14 protein-coding genes are annotated in these 19,823 nt (G+C 35.6%); 12 read left to right on the forward strand and 2 right to left on the reverse strand.

Going from position 1 to position 19,823, the window contains the following annotated elements; genetic code table 11:
• Positions 1–182 precede the first annotated feature (182 nt).
• The 8 genes from GM661_RS04195 to tkt all read left to right on the forward strand — a co-directional run bounded on the left by GM661_RS04195 (position 183) and on the right by tkt (position 12,956).
• Positions 183–1,196, forward strand: a complete 1,014-nt coding sequence (locus GM661_RS04195; RefSeq protein ID WP_230868880.1) for a LacI family DNA-binding transcriptional regulator — start codon at positions 183–185, stop codon at positions 1,194–1,196.
• 98 nt (positions 1,197–1,294) lie between these two features.
• Positions 1,295–4,531, forward strand: a complete 3,237-nt coding sequence (locus GM661_RS04200; protein ID WP_230868881.1) for a hypothetical protein — start codon at positions 1,295–1,297, stop codon at positions 4,529–4,531.
• A gap of 125 nt (positions 4,532–4,656) precedes the next feature.
• Positions 4,657–5,910 carry an extracellular solute-binding protein gene (locus GM661_RS04205; protein WP_230868882.1) on the forward strand — a complete coding sequence of 418 codons (1,254 nt, stop codon included), beginning with the start codon at positions 4,657–4,659 and terminating at the stop codon, positions 5,908–5,910.
• 52 nt (positions 5,911–5,962) lie between these two features.
• The gene (locus GM661_RS04210) at positions 5,963–6,874 is read left to right on the forward strand and encodes a carbohydrate ABC transporter permease (RefSeq protein WP_125988453.1); all 912 of its coding nucleotides are present in this window, start codon (positions 5,963–5,965) and stop codon (positions 6,872–6,874) included.
• A gap of 9 nt (positions 6,875–6,883) precedes the next feature.
• Positions 6,884–7,765 carry a carbohydrate ABC transporter permease gene (locus GM661_RS04215; protein ID WP_125988455.1) on the forward strand — a complete coding sequence of 294 codons (882 nt, stop codon included), beginning with the start codon at positions 6,884–6,886 and terminating at the stop codon, positions 7,763–7,765.
• Between the two features lie 152 nt (positions 7,766–7,917).
• Positions 7,918–10,629 carry a GH36-type glycosyl hydrolase domain-containing protein gene (locus tag GM661_RS04220; protein ID WP_230868883.1) on the forward strand — a complete coding sequence of 904 codons (2,712 nt, stop codon included), beginning with the start codon at positions 7,918–7,920 and terminating at the stop codon, positions 10,627–10,629.
• Positions 10,630–10,658: 29 nt separating this feature from the next.
• Positions 10,659–10,793 (forward strand): hypothetical protein, encoded by a 135-nt coding sequence (locus GM661_RS18875; protein WP_269059902.1) that lies wholly within the window; start codon positions 10,659–10,661, stop codon positions 10,791–10,793.
• 180 nt (positions 10,794–10,973) lie between these two features.
• Positions 10,974–12,956 (forward strand): transketolase, encoded by a 1,983-nt coding sequence (gene tkt / locus GM661_RS04225; RefSeq protein ID WP_230868884.1) that lies wholly within the window; start codon positions 10,974–10,976, stop codon positions 12,954–12,956.
• A gap of 166 nt (positions 12,957–13,122) precedes the next feature.
• On the opposite strand, the gene GM661_RS04230 is transcribed toward tkt, so the two are convergent.
• The gene (locus tag GM661_RS04230; RefSeq protein ID WP_164522136.1) at positions 13,123–13,266 is read right to left on the reverse strand and encodes a hypothetical protein; all 144 of its coding nucleotides are present in this window, start codon (positions 13,264–13,266) and stop codon (positions 13,123–13,125) included.
• Between the two features lie 232 nt (positions 13,267–13,498).
• Here GM661_RS04230 and GM661_RS04235 point away from each other — a divergent pair, with 232 nt between their 5' ends.
• Complete coding sequence (locus GM661_RS04235; RefSeq protein WP_230868885.1) at positions 13,499–15,664, forward strand: cell division protein FtsA; 2,166 nt, start codon at positions 13,499–13,501, stop codon at positions 15,662–15,664.
• An 8-nt stretch (positions 15,665–15,672) separates the two neighbouring features.
• On the opposite strand, the gene GM661_RS04240 is transcribed toward GM661_RS04235, so the two are convergent.
• Positions 15,673–16,104, reverse strand: a complete 432-nt coding sequence (locus tag GM661_RS04240) for a divergent PAP2 family protein (RefSeq protein ID WP_125988463.1) — start codon at positions 16,102–16,104, stop codon at positions 15,673–15,675.
• A 316-nt stretch (positions 16,105–16,420) separates the two neighbouring features.
• On the opposite strand from GM661_RS04240, the gene GM661_RS04245 reads away from it, so the two are divergent.
• The 3 genes from GM661_RS04245 (at position 16,421) to rsxC (ending at position 19,811) form a co-directional block, all read left to right on the forward strand.
• Positions 16,421–17,803, forward strand: a complete 1,383-nt coding sequence (locus tag GM661_RS04245) for a bifunctional folylpolyglutamate synthase/dihydrofolate synthase (RefSeq protein WP_230868886.1) — start codon at positions 16,421–16,423, stop codon at positions 17,801–17,803.
• Between the two features lie 71 nt (positions 17,804–17,874).
• Entirely contained in the window at positions 17,875–18,357 is a 483-nt protein-coding gene (locus GM661_RS04250) for an SPOR domain-containing protein (RefSeq protein WP_230868887.1), read from the forward strand.
• A gap of 128 nt (positions 18,358–18,485) precedes the next feature.
• Positions 18,486–19,811, forward strand: coding sequence for an electron transport complex subunit RsxC (gene rsxC, locus GM661_RS04255; protein WP_125988469.1), 1,326 nt, complete (start codon positions 18,486–18,488; stop codon positions 19,809–19,811).
• Positions 19,812–19,823: the final 12 nt, after the last annotated feature.

A 19,823-nucleotide genomic window follows, 5' to 3' on the forward strand; every position in this document is an offset into this window, starting at 1 on the left:
TTGAAAGATCTAAAACAATGAAAATAAAGGGCTTGTAGGGAGATAAAAAATAATAAAAATTTTAATAAAAAAAGGAATATTTGATTTAGTATAGAATATATAGTATTGTAACCGGTTTCGAAACGCCTTGCTTATAATAATTTATGATGATATATGAAATGATTAATAATTGGGGGTATACAATGGCCACTATAAAAGATATTGCCAGACAGGCTAATGTTTCAACTACTACAGTCTCGAGAGTACTTAATAACTATCCTGATGTTAGTGATAAAACAAGAAAAAAAATAATTAGAATAATTCAAGAAAATAATTATAGACCTAATACTGTGGCCAGAAGTTTATCTACCAGTAAATCTAATACTATAGGAATTTTTTTTACAGATCATTTTAATACGGGTTTACACCATCCGTTTTTTCGTGAGGTTATCTATGGTATGGAAAAATCTCTTGGTGAAAAAGGATATGATATAGTTTATTTTACTAATAGACATTGGGGTGAAAATTTTAGTTATTTAGATAAATGTCAGGACCGTCATGTAGATGGAGTAGCTATGATGGGTGTTTTAAGAAATGACCCTAACTTAAATAAACTGTTAGCTTCAAAAATACCTGCAGTTTTTGTTGATATAGATATTATTGGGAAAAATGCCTCATATGTTATATCTGATAATATATCAGGTGCTAAAAAAGCAATCAATTACCTCTATCAATTAGGCCATAGAAAGATTGGTATGCTCGCTGGTTTTAGTACAACAAAAACCAGTCAGGAGAGGTTTCTGGGTTATCAACAGGCACTAAAAGAATTGAATTTAATCTATAATTCTGAATGGATTTTTGATGGTAATTACTCTGAAGAAGGTGGTTATCAGGCTATGAGAGAGATGTTAAATTTAAAAGAACTTCCTACTGGGGTTTTTTGTCAGAGTGACGGGATGGCTATTGGTGCTATGCGGGCTATAGAAGAGGCGGGATTTAAAGTGCCTGATGACTTTTCATTAATTGGTTTTGATGATATAGAGGCAAGTAGGTATGTAAGGCCAGCTTTAACCACAGTTGCCCAGAACAAAGAGAAGATGGGTAGTTCTATTGCTAGTTTACTAATAAACATGATTGAAAGTCCTAATGCAGGTAATTCTCCAATTATTTTGCCAGTTAATCTAATTGAAAGAGATTCATGTAAAAAAATAAAATAATTTAGAACCACTACCGAAACCGATTACAGTTATATGAATAGTATGAAATTTTATTTTATTATTTGCCTAAGAAATAATATGTTGAGAGGAGTATAAGAATGAAAATAGATGAGTCTGGTAATTTTATAATTGAAAATTACCAAAAGCAACGTACTTTTTCCAGCTTTTTACCCGGGATAGCAGGTAAATTTGGAATACCAATCTGGGCTTTCTATGTAAATAGAGGACAAGGGGTTGCCAGTTTTGGAATTGAAAATAAAGACAATGCTATTTTAGAATTCTTACCAGCTAATAAATCATATCAATCTGTTACATATAAGGGGTTTAGAACATTTATAAAGTTTAAAGATAATTATGGTAATGTCAAAATATATGAACCCTTTACCAAGATTAATCAGAAAATTAATAATAAGATGATTATAGCACCACATTGTTTAACTATTGAAGAAATAGATAACGAATACCAGCTTGCAATTAAAATTAAATATTTTATTCTGCCAAATGAAAACTTTGGCTCTCTTATCAGAAGAATTTCTTTGAAAAATCTAGCCATGCAGGAGAGAGAAGTAGAAATACTTGATGGATTACCGGAAGTAATTCCTTATGGCTTATCAAATACTGCTTTGAAAGAGGTTAGTCAGACAATGGCCGCCTGGTGTAGGGTTTATAATCTTGAGAACAAAATACCTCTTTATCGTGTGAAAGCAACTACTGCTGATTCTCCAGAAGTTCACAAAATAGTGAAAGGTCACTTTTGTTTATTTTATACCGATAAGAATAATATACTAACTCCTTTAGTAGATCCCGAGGTTATTTTTGGAGAGGATACGAGTTTTCAAATACCAATAAATTTTATAGATAAAGAATTGTCAGATTATCAAGGAGAACAAATGACCGAAAATCGTTTTCCTTCTGCTATGTCTGCTTATAAGGTTAAAATAGAAGGTGGTTTAACTACTACATTAAATTCATTATTTGGTCATGTGGCAAATGAAAATAGATTGATAGAGATTAAGGAACTAATAACCCAGGGTGATTATTTAGTTAGAAAAGAAAAGGAAAGTGAGATTATACATCATAAGCTTACAGATAATATCTTTACTAAAAGTAATATCCCGGAATTTGATTATTATTGCTGTCAAACCTATCTTGATAATCTCTTACGGGGAGGTTTTCCTATAAATATAGGTCAAGGTGGGAAGATTAATCACATTTATTCCCGTAAACATGGAGATCTAGAGAGGGATTATAATTTTTTTCACCTGGAAGCATCATATTACTCACAGGGGAATGGTAACTATAGGGATATAAATCAAAATAGGCGTTCTGATAATTTCTTTAATCCACAGGTTAAGGATCATAATATCAAGACATTTGCTAATCTTATTCAGGCTGATGGCTATAATCCTCTTGTTATTAAAGGAAAGAAATATTATTTGACTCAAAAGGCTAGAGAAGAAGTAATAGGACTTGTAAGTGATGATTATCAAGACCTGCTTCATGAAAGATTAAAAAAATCTTTTACACCAGGTGAGTTAACCTCATTTATAAATGACTATAACATTAAGTTAAATATAGGACTTGACCAGTTTATTGAAACTGTTATAACCTTGTCATATTCAACAATTGAAGCAGAATTTGGTGAAGGTTACTGGATAGACCATTGGACATATTTGTTGGATTTAATAGAAAATTATCTGGCTATCTATCCGGAAAAATCTAATGAGCTCTTTTTTAATGATGATTCTTATTATTTTTATGATAGCTATATGAAGGTAAAGCCTCGTAGTGATAAATATGTTTTGACAGACCTTGGTCCTCGCCAACTGGATGCAATAGTAGAAGTTGAGGAAAAAAGAAAGTTGATAAATTCGAGGAAAGAAAAGCCATATCAACTACGAAATGAATATGGTAAAGGAAAGGTATATAATACAACTTTACTGGTCAAATTACTATCATTAGTAACTAATAAGATGTCCACCTTAGATCCATGTGGTATTGGCATAGAAATGGAAGCTAATAAACCAGGGTGGTATGATGCTCTTAATGGGTTGCCCGGTATATTTGGTTCTTCTACCCCTGAGACTCTCGAATTAAAGAGATTGGTGGATTATTTACTAGAAATATTGGTTACTGTTAATGATGATTATAAGGTTTTATTACCATTAGAAATTTATGAATTCTTTACAGGGCTGAATAATTTAGTTAATATCTGGCTGGATAATAAAGATAATTTTAACTACTGGTACAAAGCAAGTAGTTTAAGAGAGAAATATAGAGAGAAAGTGTTTTATGGTTTCAAAGGGAATGAACAGGAGATTTTAGTGAAAAATTTGATTGAATACCTGGAGGCTATTTCGAAAAAGTTACATTATTCTATTAAATGTGCTTCCGTAACCGATTACGGTATTTATTCAACATATTATTACTATATACCAATTGAATATAAGAAGACTGATCAATTTTCAAAAGGGGGTTATCCATTTATTAGAGTAAGTAAATTTGAGCAAGTAATATTACCACCTTTTCTGGAAGGTCAGGTAAGGGCCATGAAGGTCCTTAAATATGATGCAGTAAAAGAATTACATGAGAAAGTCAAACATAGTGAACTTTTTGATAGAAAGTTAAAGATGTACAGATTAAATGGAGATTTATCTGCTATGCCTGATGATATAGGAAGGGCTCGAGCATTTACACCAGGTTGGCTGGAGAACGGCTCAATTTGGCTTCATATGGAATATAAGTATTTATTAGAATTAATCAAAAATCAATTATATGATGAGTTTTTTCAAGCATTAGATGATTGTTTAATAGCTTTTCAAGACCCTGAAATATATGGACGGAGTATATTAGAAAACAGTTCATTCATTATGAGCAGCTCCAATCCTGATGAAAAAAATCATGGAAGAGGGTATATTGCAAGATTAAGTGGTTCAACTGCTGAATTTTTGGAAATCTGGACTATTATAGCTGTAGGTATTAAACCATTTCGGTATGAAAATGAAAAATTAGTTTTTGAACCTAAAGCTATTCTTAAAACAGAATTTTTTACTAAAGAAGAAAAGAGGATTACTTTAAATATTAATGAGAAGAAATGTAATTTTTTAATCCCTAAGAATTGTTTTACATCATTATTTCTGGGAAATACTCTCCTTGTCTATCATAATCCTGATAAAATTAATACCTTTGATAATTGCAAAATTAACTCATATAGAATTTTAACTAAGAAGGGAGAGATTATAATAGCTGAGAATTCTAGCTTAAAAACACCATGTGCTGAGATGTTGAGAAATGGTGAATTAGAGAGGATAGATATTTATTTAAGTGAAGGGTAAATAGTGAATTTTCAGCTATTAATATAGTTTTAATACTCAAATGAGAAAGGTGGTGACTTATAAAGCTATATTTCACCAATAATTAAAGAGATTAAAAAAATTCAAATTATGAAGGAGGAAGTATAATGAGAAAATTATTAGTTGTAAGTCTGATGATTGTCTTGTTAGTTGGTATTTTTACTTTGGCGGTGGCTGCTAAAACTACTATTAAGGTAGCGTGTTATCCTGATCAGGATTCTGGATTTGAAGATATTTTAGACCAGTTCCATGCTGAGTATCCTGATATTGAGGTAGAGCTGGTAACTAATGGTTTTGCTGACCATCATAAAACACTACTTACTCAAATTGCTGCAGGGGCTGAAGTTCCTGATGTAACAACTATTGAAATTGCTTATATTGCTAACTTTGTTGCCAATGGTGGATTTGTCAACCTTTTAGAGGAACCATATAATGCTGGCCAATTTAAGGATAATATAGTTTCATATAAATGGTCTCAGGGGACTACAAATGATGGTCGCTTAATTGCTTTTCCGAGTGATATAGCTCCAGGAACTATTTATTACCGGCGTGATATTCTGGCTGATCTGGGATATAAAATAGAGGATATGAAAACTCTAGAAGATTGGCTTGTTGCTGGTTTGAAATTTGCTAAAGACTTAGATGGTGATGGTGTTAATGACCGCTGGTTATTAGCTGATGCTACTGATATTTTCTTTATGATTGCTAGAAGTGGTAAAGAACTATACTTTAATGAAAATGGAAAATCTATTGTTGATTCAGCAAGATTCATAAAGGCTTTTAGAGCAGCTAAAATGGTTAGAGAGAAAGGTCTGGATGCCAGAATTGGTGCCTGGACTAATGAGTGGTATTCTACCTTTAAAAATGGTACAGTTTTAATTCAGCCTTGCGGGGCCTGGTTAGGTGGTCACATCCGTAACTGGATTGCTACAGATACAGCCGGGAACTGGGGTGTAAGCAATCTTCCCGATGAAATGTACGTAAATTGGGGTGGATCCTTCCTGGCAATTCCAGAAAAGGCTAAACATAAAGAGGAAGCCTGGGAATTCATCAAATTTGTTGCTACCAGAAAAGATACTCAGATAGCTCAGTTTAAGGCCTCCAATATCTTCCCCTCCTGGATGCCTGCTTTTGATGATCCTATTTTTGAGGAAGAAATGGAATTTTTTGCAGGTCAGAAAGCCCGTTTGCTCTGGCTGGAAGCTGCCCAGAAAATACCTAATGTTGTAACAAATAAATATGATGTCATTGCAGAAGAAATTGTTAGAGCGGCTTTAACAGAGGTTCTTGAAAACGATGTTGATCCAGTACAGGCATTAAAAGAAGCTAAAGCTCAGATCGAAAGAAGGGCTAGAAGGTAATAGAATATATGGGGGGTGGGGTTCTCTCCCCCCTCAAATAAGGAGGATTAACATGAGATTGAGCAAAAAAGCAGCACCATATGTTTTTATTTCCCCATTTTATATACTTTTCTTTATCTTTGGTGCTTTTCCTATTATTTATTCCTTTTTCTTGAGTTTTCATATCTGGGATGGGATTAGTCCTAAAGAATTTGTTGGTTTTGAAAATTATATCTTTGTTTTAACAGATCCCTGGTTCTGGCAATCAGTCTGGAATAGTTTAGTTATTTTTATTTTAACTACGATTCCACAACATATTATTGCTTTATTTCTGGCATTTATTTTAAATTCTAATTTGGTAAAATTAAAGAATCTTTTTAGGTCTTCCTATTTTTTGCCTTATATCACTTCCTCGGTAGCTGTATCTATGGTATTTGGAATGTTATATGGTGAACATTTTGGGATATTAAATGCAATTTTAAAATATATGGAAAAGTTTTCCCTTATAGGGGCAATGTTTAATATTATCAACTTAAAACTACCTATTAGGTGGTTAGGTGAAGCAGCGTGGATAAAACCATCAATTGCCTTATTAGTAACCTGGCAGTTTACCGGCTGGAATATGATTATTTATTATGCTGGTTTACAGAATATACCTGAAAGTTTATATGAAGCAGCAAAAGTGGATGGGGCCAATATGAGGCAGGTCTTTTTTAAGATTATTCTACCAATGTTGAGACCGGTTATCCTCTTCGGAGTAACCTTATCTATTATTGGTAATCTTCAGCTCTTTGAGCAGCCATTCATTTTGACACCTGATAGGACGGGTGGTAGTGGACGGGCTGGTCTTACAACAGCTTTATATCTTTATCGAACTGGTTTTAACTGGAATATGTTCGGGGTCGGTAGTGCTATGGCTTATATTCTTTGTGTATTCATTATAATTTTATCATTAATTAACAGCAAAATATTCCAAAAAAGGTAGGGGGTTAGTATGAAGTCAAAAACAAATTTGAAAACAGTTATTGTTGATACAGAAAAGAACAAAAGAAGTTGGATGGAGAAGTTTAATAAAACAATACTTTACTTATTTTTAAGTTTTGGAGTTGGAATTACTTTTTTTCCATTTTACTACATGTTAGTGCTAGCTACCCGGAGTAGGGAAGAAATCTTTAATTTTCCACCTCCACTCTGGTTTGGTGGCTCATCCTGGGATAATCTCCAGATTTTATTAGAAAAATTACCTTTCTTCCAGAATATATTTAATTCTATTATTGTGTCTTCCCTGGCGACCCTGCTGGTTTTATTTTTCTGTTCTTTAGGGGGATATGGTTTTGCTAAATATAACTTTAAGGGGAAGGAAAAACTATTTTTTCTAATGTTGGCAAGTATGATGATTCCTAGTTTGTTATCAATTATTCCCTGGTTTATCATGATGAGATATTTTGGCTGGATAAATAGCTTTAAGCCGCTTATTATCCCTGGTGCTGCCAATGCCTTTGGAATATTTTTAATGAGGCAGTTTATGGAAGATATCCCCAATGAAATAATTGATGCAGCTCGAATTGATGGTGCTGGAGAGTTTAAAATATATTATAAAATTGCTTTACCTTTAAGTAAACCTGGACTTGCTACATTAAGTATTCTTACTTATCTGGGAGCCTGGAACAATTTTATGGGGCCTTTATTGGTACTTCAGGAAAAAAGTAAATATACCATATCAGTTGCTTTATCAAAACTAAATGGTAATTTTGAGACTCCTTGGGGGGCAACAATGATGGGGACAGCCTTGGGAGTATTGCCTATTGTTATAGTCTTTATCCTGGCTTCAAAAAGATTTATCTCTGGATTGACAGCAGGTGCTACTAAGGGTTAGTAGAATAAAGCAGAGTATTTGTTCTTACTAAGGGAGTTTCCCTATTGTATAGGGATATTCCCTTAACTTATAATAGGGCAGTATTAAAATCACGGAATTAGAATGAATTGTATAAATATATGACAAATTTAATATAAGAAAGGATGTAACAAATGACTTGGATGTTTACTGATAATAATGGAACATTTAATTTAAAACAAGCAGATGAAATAAGTTGTTTATATTTTCCATTAGCCAATGAGAGTGGAATGATGTCTGCAGTAACTCCTTCTTTGAATGGAGATATTAAAACCGGGCAGAATAGTTTCTTACTCCAGCCTGTTTCTGCCGAAGATTTACATAATAATCGTTCAAATCGGAACTTCTGGCTTAATATAAAAGGATATGGGCCCTGGTCAGCAACTGGTAATTCAGCCCGACAAATATCTTCTAAATATAGTAAAAAGAGTGATGAAACTGTAGAATTAGAGGCCGGGTTTTTATGGCATAAAGTAATACGAGAAAATCGTCAAATTAATATAAGGTCAGAAATAACAAATTTTGTACCAGTAGATGATGATCAACTTGAGTTAATGAAAGTTACTATTTTCAATATAGGTAAAGAAAAAATCGAATTAACTGCAACAGCGGCTATTCCTATTTTTGGACGTTCTGCGGATAATCTAAGAGATCATCGTCATGTAACTTCACTCTTAAATCATATTAAAACCAATAATTATGGGGTTATAGTAAAACCTACTTTGTCCTTTGATGAGAGAGGTCACAAGAGAAATTATACTTCCTATGCTGTTTTGGGCAGTGGGCCTGATAATTCAAATCCCATAGGATTCTGCCCTGTTTTACAGGATTTCATAGGGGAAGGGGGTACTCTTGATTGGCCCCGTACTATTGTCGAAGGTAATTCAGATTATGTTAAGTCAGGGTTTGAATATGATGGCTATGAAAGTATGGGAGCTCTTAGATTTAAAGAAGAAGAATTAGAACCTGGAGATTTTATTTCTTATATTATTGTTATGGCCATTGATCAAACTGGAAACAATATGGATAAATATATTGAAAAATATTGTTCAAAAAAGAGTTTTGATAGAAAATTAGCTGAGAACAAGGAATACTGGCAGTCAAAATTAAATCAATTAACTTTTTATACTGGAGACCATAATTTTGATAACTGGATGAAATGGGTTACCTTGCAACCTATCTTACGTAGAATTTATGGCTGTTCATTTTTACCATATCATGATTATGGTCGAGGAGGTAGGGGGTGGCGAGATCTCTGGCAGGATTGTCTTGCTTTATTATTAATGGATGATGAAAATGTCCATGACCTTCTATATAATAATTTTGCTGGTGTTAGAATTGATGGTAGTAATGCCACTATTATCGGTAATGAGCCTGGTGAATTTATTGCTGACCGTAATAATATTAGCAGGTTATGGATAGACCATGGGGCCTGGCCTTTACAGACTACCAGCCTTTATATTAATATGACAGGTAACTTGAGGTTTTTATTAGAAAAACAAACTTATTTTAAAGATGGGATAATATCTTTTGCTAGAGAGAGAGATGAATACTGGAATATAGATATGGGTAATAAGTTAAAAACAAAAGAGGGCAAAATTTATCAGGGGAGTATTCTTGAACACATATTATTAGAGAATTTAACTGCATTTTTTAATGTTGGTGAAAATAATAATCTCAGACTAGAAGATGCTGATTGGAATGATGGTCTTGATATGGCATCAGAAAAAGGAGAGAGTGTAGCATTTACAGCTTTTTATGCTGGTAATCTACTTGAAATAGTTAGATTGCTAGAGAAATTAAGAGATCAGGAAGGCATTACTGAAGTAGAATTATTAGAAGAGATAAATGTTCTATTGGATTCTCTTAATGATAGTCTAAATTATGGTAATGTCGAAGAAAAAAATAAGACTCTGGCAAAGTATTTTAATAGCTGTAAACATAATATATCAGGTAATATGCTTAGTATACCTATTAATGAACTTATAAAAGATATAAAATGTAAGGCAGAATGGGTGGTAGAACATTTCAGAAAAGAAGAATGGATAGGTGATAAAAATGGCTATGAATGGTTTAATGGTTATTATGATAACAATGGTCAGAGAGTAGATGGTGTTGGACCAGTAGAAACAAGAATGACTTTAACCGGTCAAGTGTTTTCTACTATGTTTGATATTGCTACTGAAAAACAGATTGAAAAAATAACGTTAGCTGCTGATAAGTATTTGTTTGATAAGAAAGTAGGGGGTTATAGGCTTAATACAGAGTTTAAAGATAAGGAACTTCAACTTGGTCGTTGTTTTGAATTTGCCTATGGACACAAAGAAAATGGTGCTATGTTTAGCCATATGTCTGTAATGTATGCTAAGGCTCTTTATCAACGTGATTTCGTTAAAGAGGGCTATAAAGTATGGAATACAATTTATCAACACTGTCTAGATTTTGAAAAAAGCAGGATTTATCCTGGTATTCCCGAATATATTAATTCCCGCGGTAGGGGAATGTATACCTATCTAACCGGTTCTGCCAGCTGGCTGCTTTTGACAATGGTTACAGAGGTATTTGGGATAAAGGGTTTTTTAGGAAGCTTAAAAATTGAACCTAAACTACAAAAAGAACAATTTGATCAAGATGGTAAAGCTAGTATTAATATTAATTTTGCTGGTAATAAACTAAAGGTCGAATATATTAATACTAATAAGTTGGACTGTGGAGAATATGAAATAAAAAAAGTTACTATGAATGGAAGAGAGATTACTCCACATGAGACGGGTAGTTATGTAGTAATTGATAAAGGAGATTTACAGATATCGGATGAAAATATAATTATTGTTAAACTGGGATAGCTATTAATAATACGAGAGGATGATTTTATATGGGGATTAATAGTAATCTGTTAGAGATAAAAGAATATACTGATGAAGGTTATAGTCCTGTCATTGATTATGATAAATGGCGGGTAGCAGTATTAAAGGTGTTAAATCCCTCTTTAGGGGTCTGCAATGATTAATAAATTAGAAGGAAAAATTAGTAATTATAAAGTTAAATTGAGAGAATCTGTAACTCTTACTTTTTTAAAATGATTTAATAAAGTGATTTAAAATGTTGGCCTTACTGGACAAATGATTTAGAAAGATATAAAATATTGGTGGAGAAATATGATAGTCAATTATTTAGAGGAGGTATTAATGTGTTAGGAGATGTTGCAAAAACGATAAGGGGCTTGTCTGCCGATGCTGTTGAAGAAGCTAATTCAGGCCACCCCGGTCTACCGATAGGTTGTGCAGAGATAGGTGCCCTGCTTTATGGGGAAGAACTAAAATATGATTCTTCTAATCCTGAATGGCCTGATAGGGATAGATTTGTTCTTTCGGCAGGTCATGGTTCAATGTTGATGTATTCTGTTTTACACCTGGCAGGTTTTGGTCTTAGTCTTGATGACTTGAAGGAATTCAGGCAGTTACATTCTAAAACCCCTGGACACCCGGAATATGGTTATACCCCCGGGGTAGAGACAACAACTGGACCATTGGGACAGGGTTTTGCTAATGCTGTAGGAATGGCTCTAGCAGAGAGGATGTTAGCGGCCAGGTTTAATACAGCAAAATATGAGATAGTTGATCATTATACATATACCCTGCTTGGTGATGGTGGAATGATGGAAGGGGTCGTTTCAGAAGCAGCTTCTCTGGCTGGCCACCTGGGGCTGGGTAAATTAATTGCCTTTTATGATGATAATGATATCTCGATTGGTGGTAATACAGATATAACCTTTACCGAGGATGTCGGAGCAAGGTTTAAAGCCTACGGCTGGCATGTTATTGATGGGGTTGATGGTCATGATATTTCAGCACTACGTGAAGCGGTTAAAGAAAGCAAGGAGATAAGTGATAAACCAAGTTTAATTATTGCCAGGACAAAGATAGCCTTTGGCGCCCCAACTAAAGAGGGTACTGCAGCAGCACATGGTGCCCCACTTGGTGAAGAAGAAATCAGGGGTCTTAAAGAAAAAATTGGCCTGCCTGTTGATAAGAAATTCTATGTCAGTCAGGAGGTAAGGGATTATTTTGAAGAACATAAAACTAATTTAAAGAAACTAAGGCAGGAATGGGAAAAGACCTTTGAGAGCTGGGCAGAGGAAAACCCTGAACTTAAGAAACAGTGGGATAGGGGTATTAAACGGGAACTCCCGGCAGAGCTTAAAGATGTAGTTATGGATATGAAAATAGAGGCACCAGTAGCCTCCAGGAGCTCATCAGGTAGTGTTTTATGTGAGATAGCTGATCAAGTTGACTACCTTGTTGGTGGTTCAGCTGACCTGGCTCCTTCTAATAAGACATATCTTGATAAATATGATGAGGTTCAGTGTGACAATTTTGCTGGACGTAATTTCCGTTTTGGTGTCAGGGAACATGGCATGGGTGCGATAGTCAATGGCATTTCACTCCATAAGGGGCTGCGTCCTTTCTGTTCAACATTTCTGGTTTTTTCTGATTATATGAAACCTGCCATTAGACTAGCTGCTTTAATGAAACAACCTGTAATTTATGTCTTTACACATGATTCGATATTTGTGGGGGAAGACGGTCCTACCCATCAACCGATAGAACATGTAGAATCACTACGTGTTATTCCTAACTTGAAGGTAATTCGTCCGGCTGATGAGGAAGAGACCAAGTCTGCCTGGCTTACTGCTATGGAAAGGAAAGATGGGCCAACAGCACTCATTTTAACCAGACAGGGACTGCCTCATCTTGATAAAGCTGATGGATTTGCTGCTATTTCTAGAGGTGCTTATGTAGTTAAAAAGGAAGAGGGTAATAGTTTAGATGTGGTATTAATGGCAAGTGGTAGTGAGGTATCTTTAGCTTGTGATACTGCTGAGCTTATTAATGAAAAGGGTAAAGCTGTACGTGTAGTCTCTGTTCCTGACCGCAAGGAATTTATTAGTCAGGGTAAAGACTATATTGATAAAGTTCTTGGCAATAGGGATGCCTTTAGGGTTGTACTTGAAGCTGGTGTTAGCAGTGGCTGGTTCCGCCTACTGGGAGAGAATTATCATGTGGTTTCTATGGAAACCTATGGTGAAAGCGGTCCAGGTCAGGAAGTAGCAGATGAATTTGGGTTTAAGGCTGAAAAGATTGCTGAAGATGTTTTAAAAAAACTTAAATAAAAATTATCTGCACAAATTAAATATTAACCCCCTTAATGGTTTATATAACATAAGCAATAAGGGGGTTTTTAATATCTTATTTTTGATATTTAAAAAAATTAAATAATAAGCATTTTTTTCTTATTAATTACATATGTATTTATTAGCGTGTAAAAAAAGAGGTGATCTATTTAAAGATCACCCTGAGGCCTATAGAGACTCCCAATATAAAGGCCTCGATATCTTTATCAGTTAGAGTGAGTATAAAGACACAGATTATTAGCATACCGGTGAGGACTTTATCAGTTGGTGTTTGAGGTTCTTTAAACATATCTTATCCCCCCTTTGTTGTTTGCATTTTATGTCTATCACCTCCTTTAAACAGATCTTGTCTTACTATAAATATATTCATAAATGAATATGAATAGAACTAAAAACACTACTTTTTTGGACAAAAAGTAGTGTTTTTTTAATCTTCCTTTTTTTAAGTGATCTAGGGAAGGATATTTTATACCAAAGTCGAATAATGTAATAACAGCTTTTTTTTACAGGAGGGGTCTATGGTGAAACAGGGAAAAGATATTGTTTTTACACTTGATATAGGGACCAGAACTGTAATTGGACTAGTTATTGAATATAGAGATGATCTTTACAGGATTATTGATTCAGAGGTAGTGGAGCATGAGGAAAGGGCTATGCTTGATGGTCAGATACATAATGTTAATCAGGTTGCTAGACAGGTAAAGTTAGTTAAAGAAAGATTAGAAGAGAGACTGGGTATTATCTTAGAAAGAGTGGCGATTGCAGCTGCTGGTAGGGCACTCAGGACAGTAGATTATGATAATATTGTTGAGTTTGATGGCAAGAAAACTATTACAGCTGAAGATGTTCAGGCCCTGGAGTTTAGTGCTGTTCAAAAAGCGCAGACACAACTAGCTTCCTCAGGTAATGCCGGGGATCTTGCCCGGGATTATCATTTTGTTGCTTATAGTGTCAGGGAATATATTCTTGATGGTATGAATATAGGGAGTTTAGAGGGTCAACGGGGCCATAAGATTGAAGCGAAGATTATAGCTACTTTTCTACCGAGGATTGTTGTTGATTCACTCTTAACTGTGGTCAGTGAGGCTGACCTGGAGGTTGATTATTTAACACTGGAGCCGATTGCTGTGTCCAGTGTTGTGATACCAAAAGACATGTATAACTTCAATCTGGCCCTGGTTGATATAGGGGCAGGAACCTCAGATATAGCAATAACTAAGGGGGGTTCCATGATAGCCTATGCCATGGTACCAGTAGCTGGAGATGAGATTACAGAGTCTCTGGCTGAACACTACCTCCTTGATTATAATACAGGTGAGAAACTTAAACGTTCTTTGATTCAGGGAGGGGAGATGACTGTCAGGAATATTTTGAGTCAGGAGATTACTATTCCTGCTGAGGAAGCTGTAGAATCTATCAGGCCTGTAGTTCAGAGCCTTGCTTCACAGATAGCTGAGTCAATCCTGATGCAGAATAAAAAGGAGCCTCAGGCAGTTATGTGTGTAGGTGGTGGGAGTTTGACTCCTGGTCTCCTGGAGGAGATAGCCAGTGTGCTTGGATTACCAGCAGAACGAGTAGGGGTTAAGGACTATAGTGATATAAAAAATATAGCCGGCTCAGTAGATGCTGTTAGTAAATCTCAGGTCAATACACCTATTGGTATTGCTATTTCTTCACATAAAGATAAGAGAAAAACGTCATTTCTTAATATTGAGGTTAATGGGGTAAATTATCAACTTTTGACCCTTGATCGGCCTACTGTGGCTGATGCCCTGCTGGCTGCTGAAATTGATTTTCGGAAACTGCGGGGTATTCCAGGTATGGGTTTAACATGTACTGTCAATGGTGAGTTAAAGACAATCAAGGGTTCACTGGGTACTCCTGGCAAGGTTTTACTAAATGGCAGTGAGGTTGAGGACCTGGAAAGGATTATTTCCTCCAGGGATAAGATTGTCTTTGAACCTGGTGAAGAGGGGCATGATGCCCGGGGAGTAATTAGTGATGTCTTGCCTGAGCTTAGCTCTGTTCAAATTTTGATCAATGGAGAAAGAGTTAATCTGGATGCATTTATTTACCAGAATGGTCTGCAGGTTACTGAGGATGCAGTACTTGAGGATGGTGCAGAGATTAAATATTATCAGCTTGAAACAGTCAGGGATGTAGTAGCTTCATTTTATAAAAAAGACCCAACTCTATTAAGAAATGAATATATTAGCTATAAAGTTAATGGAAGGGATTATTATTATCCTGCTGAAGGGATACTAGTGCTTTCTGATGGTCTCCCACTTGATCTTGATCTACCTGTAGAGGAATGTAAGGGGCTTGAGATAATCGAGAGTAGTAATAAAGACTTGACAATAAATAAGCTATTAAATAGTGAGCTTAAGGATTCTATTAGGATAGAGTTTAATGGCAGTCGCTTAGAAATACCCACCAGTAATAAGATATATTGCAATAAAAAAATAGTTGATAAAGAATACCGTATAAAAGATGGGGATGAAATAAAATATAGCCTTTCCCCGCTTACTATTAATAAGGTGTTTGACTTTATTAGTTATAAAATTACTCCTTTTAATGAAAACTATAGCTTAACAATTAATGGAAAAGAAGCCGGCCTGGAAGAACAGGTTGTTGAAGGAGATAAAATTGAACTTAGTTTTGGTAAAAGGCTTGGTTATAAGGGTTAAATAAATGTTTATAGACTGTGATAAAGGAGAGCGATGCTTACCCCCAAGAGACTACCAGCTAGTACTTCAAAAGGGGTATGACCTACTAATTCCTTAAGGTCTTTTTTGATTAACTCTTTATCAAAACCGTGTTTTAGCTGTAAAGGGTCAAGGTGTTTTAAGAGGTGGTTTAGGAGATTGGCCTGTTCGCCAACAGCCCGTCTAACACCACCAGCATCATAGATGATTATTAAGGAAAAGACGCTTACTACAGCAAATAGGTCAGATGTAAATCCATATTTTAAACCGATTAAGGTTGCTAGTGTTGAGACAAAAGATGAATGTGAACTGGGCATACCACCTGACCCCAGGATGCGGGTAATGTCAAAAGGGTATTTTGTAAAAATTTTTAGGGTCTGGGCAGTACAGAGAGAGAGAAGTGATAGCTCAAGTATGTTCATATTTAAAATCCTTTCTTTTTCAAAGTTATGCTTCTTTACAATGATTAAAGCAGATATGTATTTTAAGATTATGGATAAAATTCTAAAGACCGACAAATATATTTGCTTCCCTTGTCGTAGCTCCGGCGTCCTGCCTCCGCTTACTGTCGAGAAATTGTCTTTCGGCGTCCATGCCTCCAGACAATTTCTAGAGTCGTCCAACAAATATATTTGTCTGTATTATGATAACATGTTGACTTTGTGTAAGAAGAATTTTATAAAATAGTACAATCATTTTCAAGTATAAAAATTAAAGAATGACAGGGGGATATATAGTTTGGATAAGAGAAATTCACAGGATAATCCCTATAGATACATTAATTCTTTTGCTAAATTTGGCAGTAAGGATGGTTATAAACCTGGTTTAGAGAGAATAGAGCAGTTGTTAGCTTATTTCGGTCACCCGGAATCTAAGCTTAAAATTATACATGTTGCCGGGAGTAATGGGAAGGGTTCAACAATTGCCTTTCTGGAGTCTATTTACTATTCTGCTGGCTATAGAGTGGGTGCTTATACCTCACCACATCTTTTGGAATTCAATGAAAGGATCAGGGTTAATAAAGAGTTAATTACTACTACTGAACTTGCCGAGATAGTTGCTGAGATAAAGGCAGCTGTGAAGTGGCTTTCTACTACACCCTATGGTCGCCCTTCTTACTTTGAGATTGTTACGGTAATTGCCTTTCTTTATTTTTATCGTAAGGGTGTTGATCTTGTGATGCTTGAAGTAGGTCTGGGCGGCAGACTTGATGCTACTAATGTAATCAAAAAACCTCTTTTAAGTGTTATTACTAGCATTAGTCTGGAACACACAGCTATTCTGGGTGATTCTATCATAGAAATTGCCAGGGAAAAGGCCGGTATAATTAAGAGTAACTGCCCAGTTCTTACTGCTGTAAACAATAAAGATGCCCTTGAAGTAATAAGAGAGTTATCTGTTAATAATAAGGCTACTTTAAAGTCTATTGATAATTTATTTACTTTCATTCTTAAAGAAAGTGGACTTGAAGGTCAGGTCTTTACCTTAAAATACAGGGGCCTGGGACTTAAAGCAGCTGGACTTGAAGAGGGAAAAAATAGAGAGAAGTTTAAAGAATTAGAGGGGGATTATTTTATAAAACTGGCCGGGAAACACCAGCTTAGAAATGCTGTGCTGGCGGTAGCTGTTGTAGCAGAAAATACTCCTGAATTTAAGGTAGATAAACAGGACCTGATAGCTGGCTTGAAAACTGCTTTTATTCCTGGGCGTATAGAGCTGTTTTCAAAAAAGCCGCAGGTATTGCTTGATGGGGCACATAATCCAGAAAGTTTAAGTAGTCTTATAGAGTTTTTACTTAGTAATACAGGGGAGTTAGGGAAAAAGATAGTCGTTCTTTCTATTCTAAAGGATAAAGATATATTTGCGATGATTAGGCTTTTTAAGCTGCTTGATAGTGTTGAATTAATAATTACTGATAATGGAAATGAAAGGGCACTCCCCCCAGAAAAGATTAAATCTATTGCTGATGAACTGGGGATTCCAAATCTGCTTTATCCTGATATTAGGACTGCTATTAAGCAGGCTCTGTTAAAGATATCAGAGGGGGATTTTCTCTGTATAACAGGTTCATTATATACTGTTGGGGCAGCTAAGAAATATTTATTATCAAACAATAGTTAGATGTCTTACTGGAATAAAATAAGACAAATAATCATAATAGTAATAGTAGTGAAGAAGGGAGTGATTGGTTAATGGAGAGGAGAAACAGTCTTTCTCTTACAACTGTTGTCATTGTGTTAGCTTTATTTGCCCTTTTTGTCGGATATCTACTGGGGAACTGGATTATTCAACTGGTTGTTGGTACTTCCCCTGATGATAGTTCACAGCTTACTGAAAATAAAGTGGTGGAAGAAGAAATTATTGTTGAGGATGATAATGATAGTGACCTCGAATCATCAACAAGGTATATTTCCGAAGATAAGAATGATCAAAAAACTATCAGTATTAATCAACAATTAAGTGGTGATGTCTTTGTTGTTCAGGTTGGGGCCTTTAGTTCTTACAACAATGCGGTAGTATTAAAAGAAGAGCTGGCCAGTAAGGGTTTTCAAGCTGTTATAACTGAAGGGGAACCATTTAAGGTACAGCTGGGGGCTACTACAGATAGAGAGAAAGCAGAAAAAACTAAAGAAGAAATTAAAAAACTCGGCTATGATGCCTTTATTACCCACTGAATAGTGGGAATTTTTTTTCGGGTTGTTTTTGTCCCACGGATGCGTTATAATATGTTTAGCATTTTAGAGTGCAGAAGGTTGCTAGAAAAATTTGTATTTTTAGTAAAAGCAAAGGGGTGAATTGATTAGTGGGTGTATTAACATTTAAACAAGGGATTCATCCAGAGTATAATAAGCAGTTGAGTAAGGATAAACCCTTTAAAAAAGCAAAGCGACCGGAAATTGTAACGATACCTCTTCAGCAGCATATTGGTGCTCCGTGTAAACCTCTTGTAAAGAAAGGTGACCACGTTGACCTGGGTCAGAAGATAGGTGATAGTGATAGTTTTGTTTCTGCCCCGGTTCATGCATCTGTGTCAGGAGTAATTAAGGAGATTAAGAAAGTAATGACACCTGTTGGGAAAAAAGCAGATGCAATTGTCATTGAAGCCGATGAAGAAGATCTGCTGGCTGAAGGTATAAAACCAAGGGGAGAGCTGGCAGAACTAGACCCTGCGGATATAAAGGATATTGTTCGTGAGGCCGGGATTGTAGGAATGGGAGGGGCTATGTTCCCAACCCATGTAAAGCTGGCGGTGCCTGATGGTAAAGAAGTAGAGTATATTATTTTAAATGGGGCTGAATGTGAGCCGTATCTTACTGTTGATCATCGGATGATGATTGAGAGACCGGGTGATATAGTATTTGGTCTTCAAGCACTTATGAAAGCTACTGGTGCTAAAAATGGGATCATCGGTATTGAAGAAAACAAGCCTGAAGCAATTGAAGTTATGCAGCAAGCAGTTCTTAGTGAGGAAGGATTAGAGGTTAAGGTACTGGCGACCAAATATCCACAGGGTGGTGAAAAGATGTTAATTAAAGCCATCCTTGACCGGGAAGTCCCGGCAGGAGGATTGCCCCTTGATGTGGGTGTGGTGGTTAACAACATAAGTACTGCTGTGGCTGTAAGAGATGCTATCAAAGAGGGTATGCCTCTTGTTGAGCGTTCTGTAACAGTTACTGGCAGGGGTATTAAAGAACCGATAAATCTTATTTATCGGATAGGAACACTTGTTAGTGAATTAATAGCTGAAGCAGGTGGTTTTGTTGGTAAACCTGGTAAGGTTATTCTGGGGGGACCGATGACTGGTTTTGCTCAGACAGTAATAGATCTGCCTGCTGTAAAGGGTACTTCAGGTGTACTGGTTTTGCCAGAGGATGAGGTAGCAGATTTTGAACCTGCTCCCTGTATTAAGTGTGCTCGCTGTGTTGATGTCTGTCCACAGTTTTTAATGCCTGTTAATCTGGCAAATTACACTGAACATGAGATGTTTGAGGAGCTAGAGAAATATCAGATTCTTAACTGTATCGAGTGTGGTTCCTGTTCTTTTATCTGTCCAGCTAAAAGACCTTTGATGCAGTATATTAAAATGGGAAAAGCTGAAGTAATAGCCAGGAAACGCAAGGAAAAATAAAAGGGGATGAAA

The sequence above is a fragment of the Iocasia fonsfrigidae genome, assembly GCF_017751145.1.
In the GTDB taxonomy this organism is placed as follows: domain Bacteria; phylum Bacillota; class Halanaerobiia; order Halanaerobiales; family DTU029; genus Iocasia; species Iocasia fonsfrigidae.

What these genes read in the sequence shown, in the direction of transcription:
- GM661_RS04195 (WP_230868880.1), top strand. Translation starts at nt 183, where the DNA reads ATGGCCACTATAAAAGATATTGCCAGACAGGCTAATGTTTCAACTACT.
- GM661_RS04200 (WP_230868881.1), top strand. Translation starts at nt 1,295, where the DNA reads ATGAAAATAGATGAGTCTGGTAATTTTATAATTGAAAATTACCAAAAG.
- GM661_RS04205 (WP_230868882.1), top strand. Translation starts at nt 4,657, where the DNA reads ATGAGAAAATTATTAGTTGTAAGTCTGATGATTGTCTTGTTAGTTGGT.
- GM661_RS04210 (WP_125988453.1), top strand. Translation starts at nt 5,963, where the DNA reads ATGAGATTGAGCAAAAAAGCAGCACCATATGTTTTTATTTCCCCATTT.
- GM661_RS04215 (WP_125988455.1), top strand. Translation starts at nt 6,884, where the DNA reads ATGAAGTCAAAAACAAATTTGAAAACAGTTATTGTTGATACAGAAAAG.
- GM661_RS04220 (WP_230868883.1), top strand. Translation starts at nt 7,918, where the DNA reads ATGACTTGGATGTTTACTGATAATAATGGAACATTTAATTTAAAACAA.
- GM661_RS18875 (WP_269059902.1), top strand. Translation starts at nt 10,659, where the DNA reads ATGGGGATTAATAGTAATCTGTTAGAGATAAAAGAATATACTGATGAA.
- GM661_RS04230 (WP_164522136.1), bottom strand. Translation starts at nt 13,266, where the DNA reads ATGTTTAAAGAACCTCAAACACCAACTGATAAAGTCCTCACCGGTATG.
- GM661_RS04240 (WP_125988463.1), bottom strand. Translation starts at nt 16,104, where the DNA reads ATGAACATACTTGAGCTATCACTTCTCTCTCTCTGTACTGCCCAGACC.
- GM661_RS04250 (WP_230868887.1), top strand. Translation starts at nt 17,875, where the DNA reads ATGGAGAGGAGAAACAGTCTTTCTCTTACAACTGTTGTCATTGTGTTA.